This is a genomic window from Corynebacterium sp. HMSC074C03 (genome assembly GCF_001838285.1).
In the GTDB taxonomy this organism is placed as follows: Bacteria; Actinomycetota; Actinomycetes; order Mycobacteriales; family Mycobacteriaceae; genus Corynebacterium; species Corynebacterium amycolatum.
Genome location: NZ_KV836189.1, coordinates 168,509 through 184,351, shown reverse-complemented (window position 1 = coordinate 184,351; position 15,843 = coordinate 168,509). Strand labels below are relative to the sequence as shown.

14 protein-coding genes are annotated in these 15,843 nt (G+C 60.0%); 12 read left to right on the top strand and 2 right to left on the bottom strand.

Annotated elements, in window-relative coordinates; all coding sequences use genetic code 11:
• Positions 1-7: 7 nt before the first annotated feature.
• The 11 genes from HMPREF2847_RS00970 (at position 8) to HMPREF2847_RS00920 (ending at position 11,472) form a co-directional block, all read left to right on the top strand.
• Positions 8-1,696, top strand: a complete 1,689-nt coding sequence (locus tag HMPREF2847_RS00970; protein ID WP_070851230.1) for a VanW family protein — start codon at positions 8-10, stop codon at positions 1,694-1,696.
• A gap of 101 nt (positions 1,697-1,797) precedes the next feature.
• Positions 1,798-3,141: a phosphoglucosamine mutase gene (gene glmM, locus HMPREF2847_RS00965; RefSeq protein ID WP_070767593.1), complete on the top strand. Its 1,344-nt coding sequence runs from the start codon at positions 1,798-1,800 to the stop codon at positions 3,139-3,141.
• A 16-nt stretch (positions 3,142-3,157) separates the two neighbouring features.
• The gene (gene idi, locus HMPREF2847_RS00960; protein WP_049182338.1) at positions 3,158-3,814 is read left to right on the top strand and encodes an isopentenyl-diphosphate Delta-isomerase; all 657 of its coding nucleotides are present in this window, start codon (positions 3,158-3,160) and stop codon (positions 3,812-3,814) included.
• 4 nt (positions 3,815-3,818) lie between these two features.
• The gene (gene mvk / locus HMPREF2847_RS00955) at positions 3,819-4,844 is read left to right on the top strand and encodes a mevalonate kinase (RefSeq protein WP_246821885.1); all 1,026 of its coding nucleotides are present in this window, start codon (positions 3,819-3,821) and stop codon (positions 4,842-4,844) included.
• The gene (gene mvaD, locus HMPREF2847_RS00950; RefSeq protein ID WP_070851207.1) at positions 4,841-5,818 is read left to right on the top strand and encodes a diphosphomevalonate decarboxylase; all 978 of its coding nucleotides are present in this window, start codon (positions 4,841-4,843) and stop codon (positions 5,816-5,818) included. The genes mvk and mvaD overlap by 4 nt, the downstream gene beginning before the upstream one ends.
• A gap of 12 nt (positions 5,819-5,830) precedes the next feature.
• Entirely contained in the window at positions 5,831-6,916 is a 1,086-nt protein-coding gene (locus tag HMPREF2847_RS00945) for a phosphomevalonate kinase (RefSeq protein ID WP_070851206.1), read from the top strand.
• A gap of 93 nt (positions 6,917-7,009) precedes the next feature.
• Positions 7,010-8,065, top strand: coding sequence for a hydroxymethylglutaryl-CoA reductase (locus HMPREF2847_RS00940; RefSeq protein ID WP_070851205.1), 1,056 nt, complete (start codon positions 7,010-7,012; stop codon positions 8,063-8,065).
• A gap of 206 nt (positions 8,066-8,271) precedes the next feature.
• Positions 8,272-9,462 (top strand): hydroxymethylglutaryl-CoA synthase, encoded by a 1,191-nt coding sequence (locus HMPREF2847_RS00935; protein ID WP_038627719.1) that lies wholly within the window; start codon positions 8,272-8,274, stop codon positions 9,460-9,462.
• A 98-nt stretch (positions 9,463-9,560) separates the two neighbouring features.
• Positions 9,561-9,896, top strand: a complete 336-nt coding sequence (locus HMPREF2847_RS00930; protein WP_070851204.1) for a hypothetical protein — start codon at positions 9,561-9,563, stop codon at positions 9,894-9,896.
• Positions 9,896-11,191, top strand: a complete 1,296-nt coding sequence (locus tag HMPREF2847_RS00925) for a hypothetical protein (RefSeq protein ID WP_070851203.1) — start codon at positions 9,896-9,898, stop codon at positions 11,189-11,191. The genes HMPREF2847_RS00930 and HMPREF2847_RS00925 overlap by 1 nt, the downstream gene beginning before the upstream one ends.
• A complete protein-coding gene (locus HMPREF2847_RS00920) occupies positions 11,191-11,472 on the top strand; it encodes a hypothetical protein (RefSeq protein WP_070560828.1) in 282 nt (93 codons plus the stop codon). Before HMPREF2847_RS00925 ends, HMPREF2847_RS00920 begins: the two co-directional genes overlap by 1 nt.
• 15 nt (positions 11,473-11,487) lie before the next feature.
• On the opposite strand, the gene HMPREF2847_RS00915 is transcribed toward HMPREF2847_RS00920, so the two are convergent.
• A complete protein-coding gene (locus HMPREF2847_RS00915) occupies positions 11,488-12,339 on the bottom strand; it encodes a dienelactone hydrolase family protein (RefSeq protein WP_246821883.1) in 852 nt (283 codons plus the stop codon).
• Between the two features lie 111 nt (positions 12,340-12,450).
• On the opposite strand from HMPREF2847_RS00915, the gene glmS reads away from it, so the two are divergent.
• On the top strand, positions 12,451-14,325 hold the full coding sequence (gene glmS, locus HMPREF2847_RS00910) for a glutamine--fructose-6-phosphate transaminase (isomerizing) (RefSeq protein WP_005509815.1): 1,875 nt from the start codon (positions 12,451-12,453) through the stop codon (positions 14,323-14,325).
• Here the strand turns inward: glmS and HMPREF2847_RS00905 are convergent.
• Positions 14,308-15,660 (bottom strand): HNH endonuclease signature motif containing protein, encoded by a 1,353-nt coding sequence (locus tag HMPREF2847_RS00905; protein ID WP_070851201.1) that lies wholly within the window; start codon positions 15,658-15,660, stop codon positions 14,308-14,310. The genes glmS and HMPREF2847_RS00905 overlap by 18 nt on opposite strands.
• Positions 15,661-15,843 lie beyond the last annotated feature (183 nt).

Below are 15,843 nucleotides of genomic sequence, written 5' to 3'. Positions count from 1 at the left end.
AGTGGCTGTGGCCAAACAAAAGTCTTCCTCCAGTCACCGCGGATTAAAGATTTTCCTCGGCATCGTCCTCGGTATCTTCGCGCTCTTCGGTGTGTTTTACGCTGTCGATTACGTGCTGAATAAGGACCATGTCCCGCGCGGGTCTACCGTTGCGGGGATTGACATCAGCACGCTGAGCGCGAATCACGCTGAGGCGAAGCTCGAAGAACAGCTCGGTGATCTTTCCACTCATCCAGTGGCGTTGCGTGCCGGCGAGCGCGCGGCGGAGGTTCTGCCCGAGGAGGCGGGGCTGAGCATCGACTGGGAGAAGACGGTCGCTCAGGCGGGCAAGCAGACGGCGAACCCAGTTACCTGGGTGCGCAGTTTCTTTACTACCCGTGAGCTGGATTTGGTCAGCGATATCGATAGCTCTAAGTTCGAACCGCAGGTCGACCGTCTCGTCGGCGAACTGACTATTGCTCCCGTCGATGGTGAGGTCAAGCTTGTTGACGGCCGCGTGGAAACAACTCCACCGGTTATCGGCCAAGATGTCGACCGCAATGCGGTCAGCGGGGATTTGGCCGCCAAGTGGTTGTCGCCGGAGGGCATCGATGTGGAGACCACCGCGCACGACCCGGCTATCGGTGAAGATCAGGTTCGTGAGGCAGCTGAGGGAGAGGCCGCCGATGCCGTGTCGGGTCCCATTGTTGCCAAGGGCCGCGATGGCAAAGATGGTGTAATTCCTCCGGAGCGCATGGCTGAGATCATCAGCTTTGTGCCGCGCGACGGCGGATTGGCCGCCGATATCAATGTCGACCGCGCACGCGAGATCCTCGAGGAGGGGCTGGCTGCTTCCGAGGTTGATAAGCGCAATGCGTCGATACGCTTCAGCGGTGGTTCGCGTGAAGTGGTCCCCTCAGTTGATGGCGTAGCCGTGAAGTGGGATGAAACTATGAAGGACTTCGCCGAGCGTGTGACTTCGACGGATAAGCGCGAGTTCGATGCGGTCTACGAGGACCAGCCCGCCACCTACACCACCGAACAAGCGGAAAGTGCGACCTTCGATGATGTCATTGGTGAGTTCACCACCGGTGGCTTCAGCTCGGCATCGGGAACAAACATTGCCCTGGTGTCTCAGATGGTCAACGGCGCATTCGTGGCGCCGGGCGATACATTCAGCCTGAACGGCTACACGGGTCCGCGCGGTACTGCGCAGGGCTTTGTCGAGTCGGGCATCATCCTCAACGGTCATGCGGATAAGGCTGTCGGCGGTGGCATTAGCCAGTTCGCCACTACTTTGTACAATGCTTCGTACTTTGCGGGCATGGAGGATGTCGCGCACACTCCGCACAGTTACTACATTTCGCGTTACCCGGCCGGCCGTGAGGCGACGGTGTACGAGGGCGCAATCGACCTGGCGTTTAAGAACAGTTCCGACACTCCGATTCTTATCGAGGCCGTTACTACTGGCTCCGACGTCACTGTGCGCATCAAGGGTGTGAAGAGGGTCAACGTCGAGTCCATCAATGGTGGTCGTTGGGCATACACGCAACCGCAGCGCATGCAGGTCAGTGGCAGCTCTTGCCAGCCGTCGTCGGGTGCGCAGGGTTTTACCACTTCCGACACACGCGTCATTCGGGACCTCTCTGGCGCGGAAATCTCGCGTGAAACTCAGACTACGGTTTATGACCCGCAGCCAATTGTGTCCTGTGGCTAGTCTGGATTCGCCTAGGCGACCGGCTAAAGTAATACAGCATTGACAATGCAACAGTCCGCGATACCAAAACTCATAAACCCCCAAGGAGTGGTCTAGCAACAATGGCACGTCTTTTCGGAACTGATGGCGTCCGCGGTTTGGCGAATAAGACTCTGACCGCACCGCTGGCAATGCGGCTGGGTGCTGCTGCGGCCACTGTGCTGACTAGCGGCACGAATCCATCGGGGCGTCGTCCCCTGGCCATTGTTGGCCGCGATCCGCGTGTCTCCGGTGAGATGCTCGCCGCAGCGCTGTCTGCCGGCATGGCTTCCCAGGGCGTCGACGTCTTGCGTGTCGGTGTGCTGCCCACTCCGGCTGTCGCTTTCCTCACCGACGACTACGGTGCCGACATGGGTGTGATGATTTCGGCTTCTCACAACCCCATGCCGGACAACGGCATCAAGTTCTTCGCCGCGGGCGGCACCAAGCTTGACGACGCGGTGGAGAAGGAAATCGAACACGCTCTCCACAACCTGCCGGAGACCGGCCCCACGGGCACCGGAGTGGGTCGTGTCATCGAGGAGGCCCCAGACGGGCTCGACCGCTACCTGTTCCACCTCTCCCGTGCGGTCAGTACCAAGCTCGACGGCATTCGCGTCGTGGTGGATTGTGCAAATGGTGCTGCTTCGCAGGCAGCCCCCATGGCGTACGCGGCCGCCGGTGCCGACGTCGTCGCTATTCACGACAAGCCGAACTCTTACAACATCAACGACAACTGCGGTTCCACCCACATTGAGGTTTTGCGCGCGGCAGTGCTGGAGCACGGCGCGGATCTGGGACTGGCTCACGATGGCGATGCCGACCGCTGCCTGGCTGTGGATTCGCAGGGCAACATCGTCGACGGTGATCAAATCATGGCCATTCTGGCCGTCGCCATGAAGGAAGAGGGGCTGTTGCACCACAACACGCTGGTGGCCACTGTGATGAGCAACCTCGGCCTCAAGCTGGCGATGGAGGAAAACGATATCGCCCTGCGCACCACCAAGGTCGGCGACCGCTATGTGCTGGCTGATTTGAACGCTGGCGGTTACTCGCTCGGCGGTGAGCAGTCGGGGCACGTGGTCATTCCGGATCACGCCACCACTGGTGACGGCACCCTCACCGGTCTGTACCTCATGGCGCGGATGGCACGCACTGGTAAGTCTCTGGCTGAGCTGGCCTCCGTAATGAAGGTGCTGCCGCAGACTCTGATCAACGTACCGGTGTCGAACAAGGCCGCAATTCTGGAGTCTGATGAGGTCAAGGCCGCCATCGAGGCAGCAGAGGAGAAGCTGGGTTCCACCGGCCGCGTGCTGCTGCGCCCGTCCGGCACCGAGGAGCTCTTCCGCGTAATGGTAGAGGCCGCCGATGCGGAATCGGCGCGCAAGATTGCCGGGGAGTTAGCTGCTGTCGTGGCCGCAGTCTAGAGTCAGGAGTGTGGAAATGAATGATGCGCCAGAGGACATTAAAGCCCGTTTTGCCCCGGGTGAAGCCGACATCCAGGTAGAGGTAGTCGATCGTGACGGTCGAGTTCTCGGTACCGTCGGCAAGCTTGAAGCACACGTTCCGCCGGGAATTTTGCACCGCGCCTTTTCCCTTTTCCTCTTCGATGAGCAGGGACGCATGCTGCTGCAGCGCCGTGCGGAGTCGAAGTATCACTCACCACTGCTGCTGACGAATGCGACCTGCTCGCACCCACTGCCGGGGGAGCCGGTGGCGGATGCCGTTGAGCGTCGTGCGAAGGAAGAGCTCGGTGCGGATGTCTCCCAGTTGGAGGAAATCGGCATCGTTATCTACCAGGTCATCGATGATCGTTCGGGACTGGCGGAGCACGAGTACAACCATGTCTACGCCGGCATCGTCGATCCGAAGTCGGTGGATATCAACCCCGATGAGGTCGATGAAGTGGTGTACGTGACCCCGCAGGAGCTCGCCGAACGCCGCGCGAACGAACCGATGACGGAGTGGTTTAACCACGTCTGGGGTGTTGGCGCGGAGAAGTTCTCCAAGTACGGTTTCGACATTGCGGGTGTGCCGGGTATCCATGGCCCCGCGGAGGCGCAGGCTGCCGCACAGTCGGTTTCGGAAAGGGATGTGTAGCTTCGTGACCAGCGTAGAAAACGCCAGCGTCGACGACTTCGGCCTCGACAAGTCCGAGGAATTGGAGACCGGGGAGTTCTATGCCCTGGCCAATGAACAGGGTGCCGCATTCGGTGAAGGGCATGCCAAGTCGATTCTGTTGGGCGAGCACTCTGTCGTCTATGGCAAGCCAGCTATCGCGCTGCCGGTGACATCGCTGCGCACGATGGCGTGGATTGACCGTGTGGAGGATTCTCCCGTCCTGTTTTCCATGGACGGCGAGGTCATTGACATCGACGAGCTGCCGGAGCGCTTTGCCTCCATCGCCGCTGCACTCCGCGCTGGCCTGCGCACCTTCGGTATTCCCGAGCGTGACCTGCTGATTCGTCTCCGCTCCGGTATCCCGCCCGCCGCAGGGCTGGGTGGTTCTGCCGCTGTGGCACATGCGCTTATCGACGCAGTGCGTGACCTCGCCGATGGCACTTTGGGCGAACGTCAGCGCTTTGACCTGGTGCAGGAAGCTGAGCGTCTGGCGCACGGTAACCCCTCTGGCCTGGATGCCACGGTTGCCCGTGCGTCTCGTCCGGTCTACTTCAAGCAGGGGGAGTTCCATCCGCTGCAGGTAGCCAAGAAGATGTGGCTGGTGCTGGGGGATACCGGTGTGCGTGGCTCGACGTCGCTGGCCGTTGCTCGCGTGCGTGGTTTCGTCGATTCCCATCGAGTCCACGGCCAGGAATTGTTGGATCACTTAGGGCAGCTGGCCGATGGCGCGGTGCACAACCTGGCCAAGGGTGATTTTGCCCGTCTGGGACATCGCATGGACTCGGCGCAGGAAGCGCTAGAGGAACTAGGTGTTGGACATGAGTCCATCACTGATCTCGTCACTGCCGCACGTCTGGCAGGTGCCCACGGTGCAAAGCTCACTGGTGCCGGTTGCGGCGGCTGTGTGATGGCGCTGGCAGAGTCCGCCGATCACGCGGAACTGATTAGCCATGCCATGATGGGCGCCAATGCCGTTGCTACTTGGACTGTGGAGGTAAATCCCTCGTGACCACGACCGCTACCGCCGTCGCTCATCCCAACATCGCCCTGATTAAATACTGGGGCAAGCGCGATGAGGCCGTGCAGCTGCCGGCCACAGGTTCGCTGTCCCTTACTCTGGGCATCGCTCCGACGACTACCACGGTGTCGCTTATCGACGATCCCAGCGTCACCGCCGACTTGGGCACACTGAACGGCCAGGAGATGGTGGGCAAGGATCTCTCCCGCGTCCAGAAGTTTTTGGATTTGGTCCGCGAGCGTGCGGGCAGCACTAGCTTCGCAGAGGTGACCAGCACCAACGAGATTCCGACGGGCGCTGGACTGGCTTCGTCCGCGTCAGGTTTCGGTGCTCTCGCGCTGGCCGCGGCGAAGGCCTACGGCCTGGACTACACCCCGGAACAGCTCTCGGCTCTGGCCCGTCGCGGTTCGGGCTCGGCCTGTCGCTCTATTTTCGGCGGCCTCGTCGAGTGGCTGCCCGGCGATGACGATGCTTCGAGCCACGCAGTGGCTCTGCCGGATTCCGGCCTGGACCTCTCCCTGGTCGTGGCGGTTTTGGCCCCAGGCCGCAAGAAGATCGACAGCCGTGCCGCCATGCGTCGCACGGTCGAGACCTCACCGTTCTTCCCGGCGTGGGTGGAGCAGGTGCCCCGCGATATCGAGGACATGAAGGCCGCCATTGCCGCTGCGGACTTCACTGCGGTCGGCGAGCTTGCCGAGGCCAATGCCATGCGCATGCACGCTACTATGCTGGGGGCTCTTCCTCCGGTGCGTTACTGGAATCCGGATTCGGTGGCGGCTCTCGATCTCGTCGCTACGCTGCGCGACGAGGGCACCGAGTGCTACGCCACCATGGATGCCGGTCCGAACGTGAAGGTGCTGTGCCGCAGCGGCGATGCTGAGACCATCGCGGATCGTTTCCGCGCAGAGTTCGAGGATATTGACGTGCTGGTTTCCGGCTCCGGCCCCGGCGCATACCTGGTGTAGCTGGGGGAGTAGTTGAGTAGCGCTAAGGGCGAACCTTTCGAAGGCGAATCGATTGGCCGCGGCTGTGGCAAACTGTATCTCACCGGCGAATATGCAGTGATGGATGTTGAGGGGCTGGCCGTCATCGCAGGAGTCAACCGCTATGTGACGGTTCGGTGCCACGATGCCGACCCATCGCAGCCGATCTCTCGCGTGTACTCCAGCTATTACGGCCCGCAGGGGCGCGTCATTGATATTGATGCGCCAGGTGACATCGCTACCCATACGATTTCCCTGGTCTATCGCATTGCTGCGGGCGAGCTGGAAAACACTCCAGAGAGCCCCATCAATATTGTCATTGAATCGGACCTTGATGACGCCGATAGCGGTGCGAAGTATGGCCTGGGATCCTCCGGGGCTGTCGCTGTGGCAGTGACTCGTGCGCTGGGAGTGCACCTAGGCCTGGAGCTCAATTCGCTGGACGTGTACAAGATTGCGATGGTGGCCACGCTTCTGGCTGGTGCGGCTGGTTCCGGCGGCGATATCGCGTGCTCCGCGCACGGCGGGGTGGTGCTCTATCGCCGGCCGAATCCGACGGCGCTTGCAGAACTCGTGGCGGCTGATCCTGTGGCTGCCGTGGCGGCACCGTGGCCGAATCTTTGCATTGACGCCCGTGCCGACCTCGGCGGGCTACAACTGTTGGTCGGCTGGACGGGCAGCCCGGTGAAGACGGACTCTCAGTTGAAGAAGGCCGGTGGCGCAGACCGTGATTTTGTACGCGGGGTCTCGTCGATAAGCGAAAAACTCTGGCAGGCACTTGCCGACGGTGACCACACAGCGGCGTTTGCCTGCCTGCGCGAGAATCGGACGCTGCTGCAGGACTATGAGCGCGAGCGTGCTGTGTGCATCGAGACGGAGAAACTGAAAGCGCTCGCCGACATCGCCGATGGCGCGGGGGCCGCGGGCAAGAGCAGTGGCTCTGGTGGTGGTGACTGTGGAATCGCGCTGGTCGGAGTCTCAAATGGTGCCGATGCTGAGGCGACTGCCGCGGACATCACCGCGCGCTGGCGGGCTGCTGGCATTCGGCCGTTGCCGCTGAAGCTGGCCGCTCAACTTTGACCACAATTTTTAGACCGTAGAATTTAAGACAGCTGGAATTTACAGAAGCTGGGAACCGAAGCTGCATGCAGCTAGAAAGGGTCGCTTAGGACAATGGCTGAAAAGAGCTCACACGACCTGGAATATGCACACGTACCACTGAGCTGGATTGGTCCGGTGCGCATTAGTGGCAACGTCATGAATGACGAGGTGAAGATTCCGCTGGCTACCTACGAGACCCCGCTGTGGCCGTCCTGTGGTCGCGGTGCGAAGGTCTCCCGCATGATTGAAGGCGGTATTACCTGCACCTTCGTTGGCGAGAAGATGACTCGCTCGGTGATTTTCACACTCAACTCGGCAGCTGACGCCGTCGTTGCGCGCGACAACATCCTGTCTCGTTATGACGAGCTGAAGAAGGTCGTGGAGTCCTCCTCGCGTTTTGCCAGGCTGGTGGATATTCACTTTCAGATCGCATCGCGTCTGCTCTTTGTCCGCTTTGACTTCTTCTCCGGTGACGCCTCGGGCCACAACATGGCCACGCTGGCGTCTGAGCGTTTGATGTCCTACCTGATGGAGCAGATGCCAGAGTTGGGCTATGGCTCTATTTCGGGAAACTACTGCACCGATAAGAAGACCTCCGCCGTCAACGGCATTTTGGGTCGCGGTAAGTACATGATTGCCGAAGCCGTCATTCCGGAGCCAGTTGTCCGCGAACGTCTGCGCACAACTGCCAAGCGTCTGGCCGAGCTCAACGAGCGCAAGAACCTCGTCGGCTCCATCATGGCCGGTTCGCTGCGCAGCGGTAATGCGCACTACGCCAATATGCTGCTGGGCTTTTACCTCGCCACCGGTCAGGACGCTGCGAATATCGTCGAAGGCTCGCAGGGGCTGACGCAGGTAGAGGCGCTTGACGACGGCTCCGTGCGCTTTAGCTGCACCCTGCCACATTTGATCGTCGGTTCCGTGGGCAACGGCAAGGGCTTGGACTTCGTGGAGAAGAATCTCACGGCGCTGGGCTGCAAGGAGGACCGTGAGCCGGGTGAGAATGCCCGTCGTCTAGCAGCGTGCTGCGCGGCAATCGTCTGGTGTGGTGAGCTTTCCCTGCTCGCGGCACAGACGAACCCGGGTGAGCTGATGGAGGCGCACGTTTCTATCGAGCGTGCGAAGTAGCGCGTCGCAACAATTCGCAAAACCTAAGACAAATCTCAGGTAAACGCGCTAGATTTCTGTAGTAGGCAATTAACATTTTGTGGGCAAAATATCCCGTGGTCTGATGACTGCTCTGATGGTCGTTCTGACGGTCGTTCTGGTGACATGGGATGTTTCGTTGCCCGTTATTTCTTAAAATCTGTAGAGGTAGTGAAGGCACGGTTTTGATGACAACAAGCAATGTGACCCCGGTCGGTATTGATGACATCGCTTTTGCGACGGGTTCGTACTGCATTGACCTCGCCGATATTGCGCCCCGACTCGGAGCGGAACCGGCAAAATATCACAAGGGCCTGGGGCAGGAACGCTCCAGCGTGGTTGCCTCTGATGAAGATCCGGTGACGATGGCCGCGACTGCGGTGAAGAAGATTGTGGATCGCCACGGTATCGACGGCGTGCGCACCATCATGTTCGCCACTGAGACCGGTATCGACCAGTCGAAGGCCGCTGCCGTCTATGTCCACGAGTTGGTTGGTCTTGACCCGCACGCGCGCTCTGTTGAGCTGAAGCAGGCTTGCTACTCGGGTACCGCGGCGCTGCAGTTTGCGTGCGCTCTGGTGGCCCGCAATCCGGAGGAAAAGGTCATCGTTGTCGCCTCCGACATTGCCCGCTATGACCTGGACTCCGCTGCGGAGCCAACCCAGGGCGCAGGTGCTGTGGCCATGCTGGTGACCGCTAATCCGCGCATCCTGGCCATCGATGCGGCTTCGGGCGTCTTCACCCGCGAAGTTATGGACTTCTGGCGTCCGAACCACCGCAGTCAGGCGTTGGTGGAGGGCAAGCTCTCTATTGGCGCCTACATCGACGCTGTTCAGGGTGCTTACGAGGACTACCGTGCCCGCGGCGGTGTGGACTTCAGCGAGATCGACTACTTCAGCTACCACCAGCCGTTTACCAAGATGGCCTACAAGGCGCACCGGCAGCTGTCGGCCAATAACGGTGTGGAGCTCACCGCAGAGGACGAGGCCCGCCAGCTCGGCCCAACCACTGAGTACAACCGCATCATCGGTAACTCCTACACAGCATCGGCCTACTTCGGCCTGCTCTCGCTGCTGGACACCGAGAAGGACCTGACTGGTAAGAAGGTCGCTGTTGTCTCCTATGGTTCCGGCTCAGTTGCTGAGTTCCTCACCGGCAATGTGGTCGAGGGCTACGAGTCCCAGCTGCGCGCCGCAGATAATGCTCGTGAACTGGAAGAGCGCGTAAAGCTCGATGATCCGACCTACTACCGCCACGCTCAGGTGACGCATGAAGATCCGGGTGAGTACTCAAACCTGGGAGACGACGCACTGATTGGCACCGGTCCTTTCAGCTTCACCGGTGTTGAGGGTTGTAAGCGTATCTACCGCGCTCGTTAGCCCGGGGGCACCCGCACTAGTACTTCAACGGAACCGAATCCCCTTTTTTCGCGCCTAACAGTAATAAGAACTGTTTTTCGCGGGGAAGGGGATTTTTCGTGTCCGCAAGTTTTACTGGAGGCCGTGGCGGAGGCTTGCTGCACTTTTCGGAAGATGCAGTGACCTCGGCTGCCCGAGAGATTGAGCAGCGCGGCCGTGACGGCCATGAGCGGTGGGGAAGCGCTCCCGATATTTCCGCAGCAGACTGTGGCCAGGGGTTTGCCGCCCAGGGGCGTCGTCTGCAGCAGGCGGCAGTGCGGCTGCGTGAGCACGGGCAAGCGATGTACGCGGGACTTGGCAACCATGCTCCGGCAGTGCGGGAACAGTGGCGTGTCTTTGCAAGCTGTGACAGCGACGGGAGTGCCGACCTCGGTGGAATTGAGGTAGTGGACTGATGCCGTGGGTTGCTCGAATTCTTCCGATATTGGTGCGTGTTATTGGCCGTGGAAGCCGTATTGGAGCCAAGCGCGGGGTCGGCGGCATCGGCAAGAATCTGCCCAAAGTCTTGGATAAGGTGCGGCGCGCTGACGGCTGGAAAGGCAGCGCCCTATCCAAGTTCTCCAACTCCGTGGGGTTGATAGCCTCCGCGATAACTATTGTTATGGCTTTCGATTGGGGCGGTTTGAAAGGCGATGCTGCCGACGCTGCCAAAGAGCGCTGTGATAAAGCCGCGCAGGACTGTGCGAATCAGGATGAGCAGTCCGCCGATGGCGCGCAGAGTGTCGGCGAGTGCGGCAAGAAAGTCGACGAGGTCCTCGAGGATTGCGAAAAGCAGGCCGAAGACATGGCTGAGCAAACCGACGGCGTCCTCTCTCAGTGCGAAGCGCTTGTCGACGATCCGGAGGTCGGCGCCGAAGCCGCACAAGTGGCCCAGCAGGTGTGCAACAGTCTCGTCGACTCCACTGGTCAGCTCTACGATGCGCGCAATACCTGCATCGAGCAGTGCCTTGAACAGGCAGCGTGTGACACTGAGGCCGCAGTGGTCGCCACCCCGCCGCAGCCTCCTACTGTTCCTGCCAGTTCGGGTGCTACCTCGGCGGCCTGTGCAGAGGTGGCTGAGTCTGTGAGTGGTGAAGAAGCTACTGTGACCGGTGGCAACGGCGCTATCGCTGGTGGAATTGGGGTTGCCGCCAACGTTGATATTGGGATTGAGGCAGGCGTTGCTGCTGGGATATCCGCTGGAGGTGCCATTGGTGCTGTAGGTGCGGCCAGCATCGCCGGAATTGCGGAGGCTGTGGGTGTTGCAGGCAGTGTCGCGTCCTCACTGCTCAACTTAGACATGTGCATAGAAATGGAAGAACCAGTGTGTGAACAGGCACCAGCACCAGCACCAGCTCCCGCGCCGGAGGACTGTGAGTCGGAGGACTGTGAGCCGGAACCCGAGCCCGAACCCGAACCGGAACCTGAGGATTGCGAACCAGCCCCGGAACCTGAGCCTGAGCCTGAACCTGAACCAGAACCAGAAGACGCGCCTGAACCGCCTCCTCCAGCTGAGAAACTAAAGCACCTGGGAATCGAGCTGCCACAGGAGCCGCAGCCAGAACAACAAGCAGAAACACAGCCAGAACCAGCTCAGGACTCGGCAGCATCAGTGCAGGAATCTGCTTCAGCTGTGCCCGAGCCCCCTGAGCAGCCCAACGCCCAGGAGCTTGTGGGCGCGGTTAATTCGCCAACGGCAGGTGAGTGGTAATGGGGAGTAAGCATGCCGCGAAATATGACCGGATTGGGCAGGCCTATTACGACGCTGCTGCAATGACCAGGCAGGAGTTCGAAACGGCGATACAGAGGGCACAGAAAGAATTGCAGGGTTTGGAAGAGCGTCGTAAAGCACGCGAAATTAAGGAGAGAGAGGTGGCGAAGGGCGTCGAGAAGCAGCAAAAAACCGCCCGACCGAAGGGAACCGTTACGCGATTGTTCGGGCGGGCGGGGAAAGGGACGCCGACGGTGAAGTCGATTCGGGGCGTGTCCTGAAGCGTGGCCTAGTGATTACTTGCCGGGAATCAGCGAGTGCTCCGGGTTTTCCGGCAGCTCCTTGATGAGCCACTCCATGTCGCGGTTAGTTGTGCCCTTGATAGTGGCGGTCGGGTCCGCGAAATCCGAGTACTTCTTGTCGTCACCGACCGTGGCCAGCAGGAAGCCTGTGAGCGCGGCGCGCGCAACCTCCTGGTACTTCACCTTGGAAGAAGAGAAGCCCGCTAGGCGACGGAGAAGAGTTGTCTCCGAGAAGCTGCTCTGGTCAGCGTTGTCTACTTCGCGGTAAACGACATCGCCCTTCCACTGAACAGCCAGGCGAGCCGGGTTGCCACGATCGAGCCACTGATCCTCGCCAGGGGCCAGGACGAGGCCCGGAGCCGAGACATTGGTGGCAGCGGCGGTGGAGGAAGGCGCGGTAGTCGCGGGGTAGACGCAGCCAACGCCGGAGATGATGTCGTGACCAGCGGCGGCGAGGACGGCTACGCCAGCGCCCATGCCGTGGCCGGCGACACCGAGTTTCTTCGGGTGGACGACGACCTTGCCCTCACCGAGGCGGACACCAGCGAGAATCTGGAGCGCTGTCTCCAAATCGTTGGCGAGACCTCGGTGGTCTGCCACAATGCCATTTTCGGTGTCCGGAGCAGCGACCGCGATGCCCCACGAAGCTAGGTGACGCAGCGTGGCGTGGTACTCCTCAATCGGTGTGCGCCAATCGTGTGCGAAGGCGATACCGGGGATGCCATTGCCCTCGGCAGGTGTGTAGACCTTTCCCGGCAGGCCAGTAAAAGCTAGGTCACCGACCATGACGCGGTGCGGTCCACGCTTGGAAAGATTAGATGTCAGAGTCTTCAAGTTGTCAGCCACAGTGAATAGCTTAACTATAAGGTGCATACCTTTGCTGAAAAAGTGCCAGGATGAGCGAGAATGTCTATTTCGTTATGACGATTTTCCGCTTCGCGGGTTATTCTGTAGGGCATGTGTGGAATCGTTGGATATGTGGGCCATCAGCCCGCCCTGGATATTGCTGTCGATGCGCTACGACGCATGGAATACCGTGGCTATGACTCCGCGGGTGTTGCCATTGTCGACAATCAGGGGCATATCACTGTAGAGAAGAAGGCCGGTAAACTCGCCAACCTCGAGGCTGCCCTTGACGCGGATGGGCGCGACAAAATCACTGGAACCACTGGAATTGGGCACACCCGTTGGGCTACCCACGGTCGCCCAATTGATGAGAATGCCCACCCACACCAGTCCTATGACGGCAAGGTGGCTATCGTCCACAACGGCATTATCGAGAACTTTGCTCCGCTACGTCAGGAGCTGGAGGATGCCGGCATTGAGCTGAAGTCCGAAACCGACTCCGAGGTCGCCGCGCACATGCTCGCACGTGCCCTGGACGGTTCCGACGGCGGATCTACCGCTGGTGATTTCGAGGCCTCTGCGCTGTCCGTGCTCAACCGCCTCGAGGGTGCTTTCACGCTGTTGTTTACTCATGCAGACCACCCGGATCGCATCATCGCTGCTCGTCGCTCCACTCCGCTGATTGTCGGAGTGGGCGAAAACGAAATGTTCCTCGGCTCTGACGTTGCGGCTTTCATCGCGCACACCCGCGAGGCCGTGGAGCTGGGGCAGGACAACGTCGTCATCATCACCGCGGATGATTACCGCATCCTGGATTTCGCCGGCAACGAGCAGCAGGGTCGACCATTCACCATCGACTGGGATCTCGCCGCAGCCGAAAAGGGTGGCTATGACTCCTTCATGATGAAGGAAATCCACGAGCAGGCTGCCGCCGTCCGCGATACGTTGGCCGGTCACCTCGTTGATGGCCGCATCGTTCTCGACGAGTCCCGCCTAAGCGACCAAGATCTGCGTGACATCGAGAAGGTCTTCGTCGTCGCCTGTGGTACCGCATACCACTCCGGTTTGTTGGCCAAGTACGCCATTGAGCACTGGGTTCGTATCCCGGTCGAGATTGAGGTCGCGTCCGAGTTCCGCTACCGCGATCCGGTGCTGGACCGCCAAACGCTGGTGGTCGCTATTTCGCAGTCGGGTGAGACTGCGGACACCCTCGAGGCCGTGCGGCACGCAAAGAGCCAGGGCGCCCGCGTGCTGGCAGTCTGTAACACCAACGGTGCACAGATTCCGCGTGAGTCTGACGCCGTGCTCTACACGCACGCCGGCCCGGAGATTGGTGTTGCTGCAACCAAGTCGTTCCTGGCGCAGGTAGCCGCAAATTACCTGGTCGGATTGGCTCTTGCCCAGGCACGCGGCACTAAGTACCCGGATGAGGTCACTCGCGAGTTTGAAGAGCTGGAGACCATCCCGGCACTGATTGACAAGGTCGTTGCTAAGGGCGATGAGTTCATCGACATGGCCAAGGAAATCGGTGCTATTCCGACGATGCTCTTCCTTGGCCGTCACGTTGGCTTCCCAGTCGCACTTGAGGGTGCGCTGAAGCTCAAGGAGCTTGCCTACATTCACGCAGAGGGGTTCCCGGCAGGCGAGCTCAAGCATGGCCCAATTGCACTCATCGAGGATGATCTTCCGGTCGTCGTTGTAGTGCCATCGCCGAAGGGACGCGCCGTGCTGCACTCCAAGATTGTCTCCAACATCCAGGAGATTCGTGCCCGTGGCGCCAAGACCATCGTGATTGCCGAAGAAGGGGATCAGTCGGTGGTTCCGTTTGCGAACTACCTGATTGAGATCCCGGAGACGTCCACGCTGCTCCAGCCGCTGTTGTCTACGATTCCGATGCAGTTCCTGGCAGCTGAGATCGCTCGCCAGTGCGGTAACGAGGACATCGATAAGCCGCGCAACCTGGCTAAGTCAGTCACCGTCGAGTAGTTCGTCCTGCTTTCGTCGGTACTGCTCAATCTCCGCATCGAGTTCTTCATCCGTGAGGGACTCGATGCGTTTTTCTTCCTCCTCTGTTAGCTCCCAGACCTCGTCAGGTATGTCGCAAAATGACAACATCCAATCGAGGTTGCGTTTCTGAATCGTCTTCATCTTTCGTGTCACGCGCTGATGAAAAGTTTGCTTGCCGACGTTCTTTAGCGGCCCAACCGGAACGCTAGTCGCGGTGTCTCCATCGCGGGAAGTCCACACTTCCGTTCCATCGGGGTACCTGTCGATGTCCCAGCCCTCGTGAGTTTTTAGGTTGTGGTGTCGGCGGCAGAGACAGTGCAGATTCTCTGTGTCAGTTGGCCCGCCCTGCTCGGGATTGTCGTGGTTGTACGGCTGAATATGGTCCAGGTCGCACTTGGATGCCGGGACGTCACAGCCGGGGAAGCGGCAGGTACCGTCGCGACCACGGACGCGAGCCACTTGGCTCTCGGTGGGGCGGTAACCATCCACCTTGCTGTCGGCGGAGATGCGGATGTGAGTTGCGCGAGCAATCCATTCTTCGGTGGCTACCTCGCTCAGCCAGCCGACGCCATCAATCCATGCTGGCCCACCGCCGACCTCGCGGTAGACATTGATGACAATCTCGGCATTGGTCGAATTCTGTGCCAGCTGTAGTAGCGCTTCCGCCTGCGTGCACTGTTCACCACGATTGATTGCGGTGTTGCGAATCCCCTGGATCCTGGCCATGAGTTCGGTCGCGCGGTCGTTTTCAAGGATTGCTGTGACCTTTTTGTGCTTGCCATCGCCCGTGTCGGCGAGTGTGACCGCTTCGCCTTCTGGAACCCGTTGGGTGCCGTCGTTGCGGGCGCAGTCGTTGTACTCAGAAACCAAGTCGCCGATTAGGCGAGACAGCGTGTAGACACCAATCATTGCTTGTCGAGGTCGCGTCGGAGTGAGCATTTCCAAAAGATGGGGCTCTACCGTGTCGAACTGGTCTGGTGACAGCCCGGCAACGCCATTGGCGATGGCGCGGAGATGTGCTAGAGAGAAACAGAAGGTGGATTCGATGAGAGCTCGGACTTTTGGTAGGCGCTCGAACATCAGCGCGATCTCGCACAGCGTAGAGCACTTGCCGCGGCTAAGGCCGGTTCGGATGCTTATGCGGGCGAGATGGTGATTGACGTCTACCGCGTCACCGGGAGCGCAGATATCGATGAGTTGAAGGTCTGCGGCGTTGGTGGCACGGGCCGCGATGCTAATGGGGTCGTCGGATTGCTGGTTGGCCCAGGAGGGCTTTTGACCTGGTGCTGGAAGTTCTATGGGCGGCGATGACATTGGTTATCCCCCTGATTACTACGTGTCCGCCGGAGAATTGAAGATTGAGTTCTGTGGTGGAGAGGAGCGTGGAGAGGCTCGTTCAACCAGCCCCGCCAACCTCTGTGCACCGGACAAAGAACTTTTGCTTACAAATTTTCCCTACAACCCAAATCGTACACCTGTTTGAAGAAGTGTCAATAG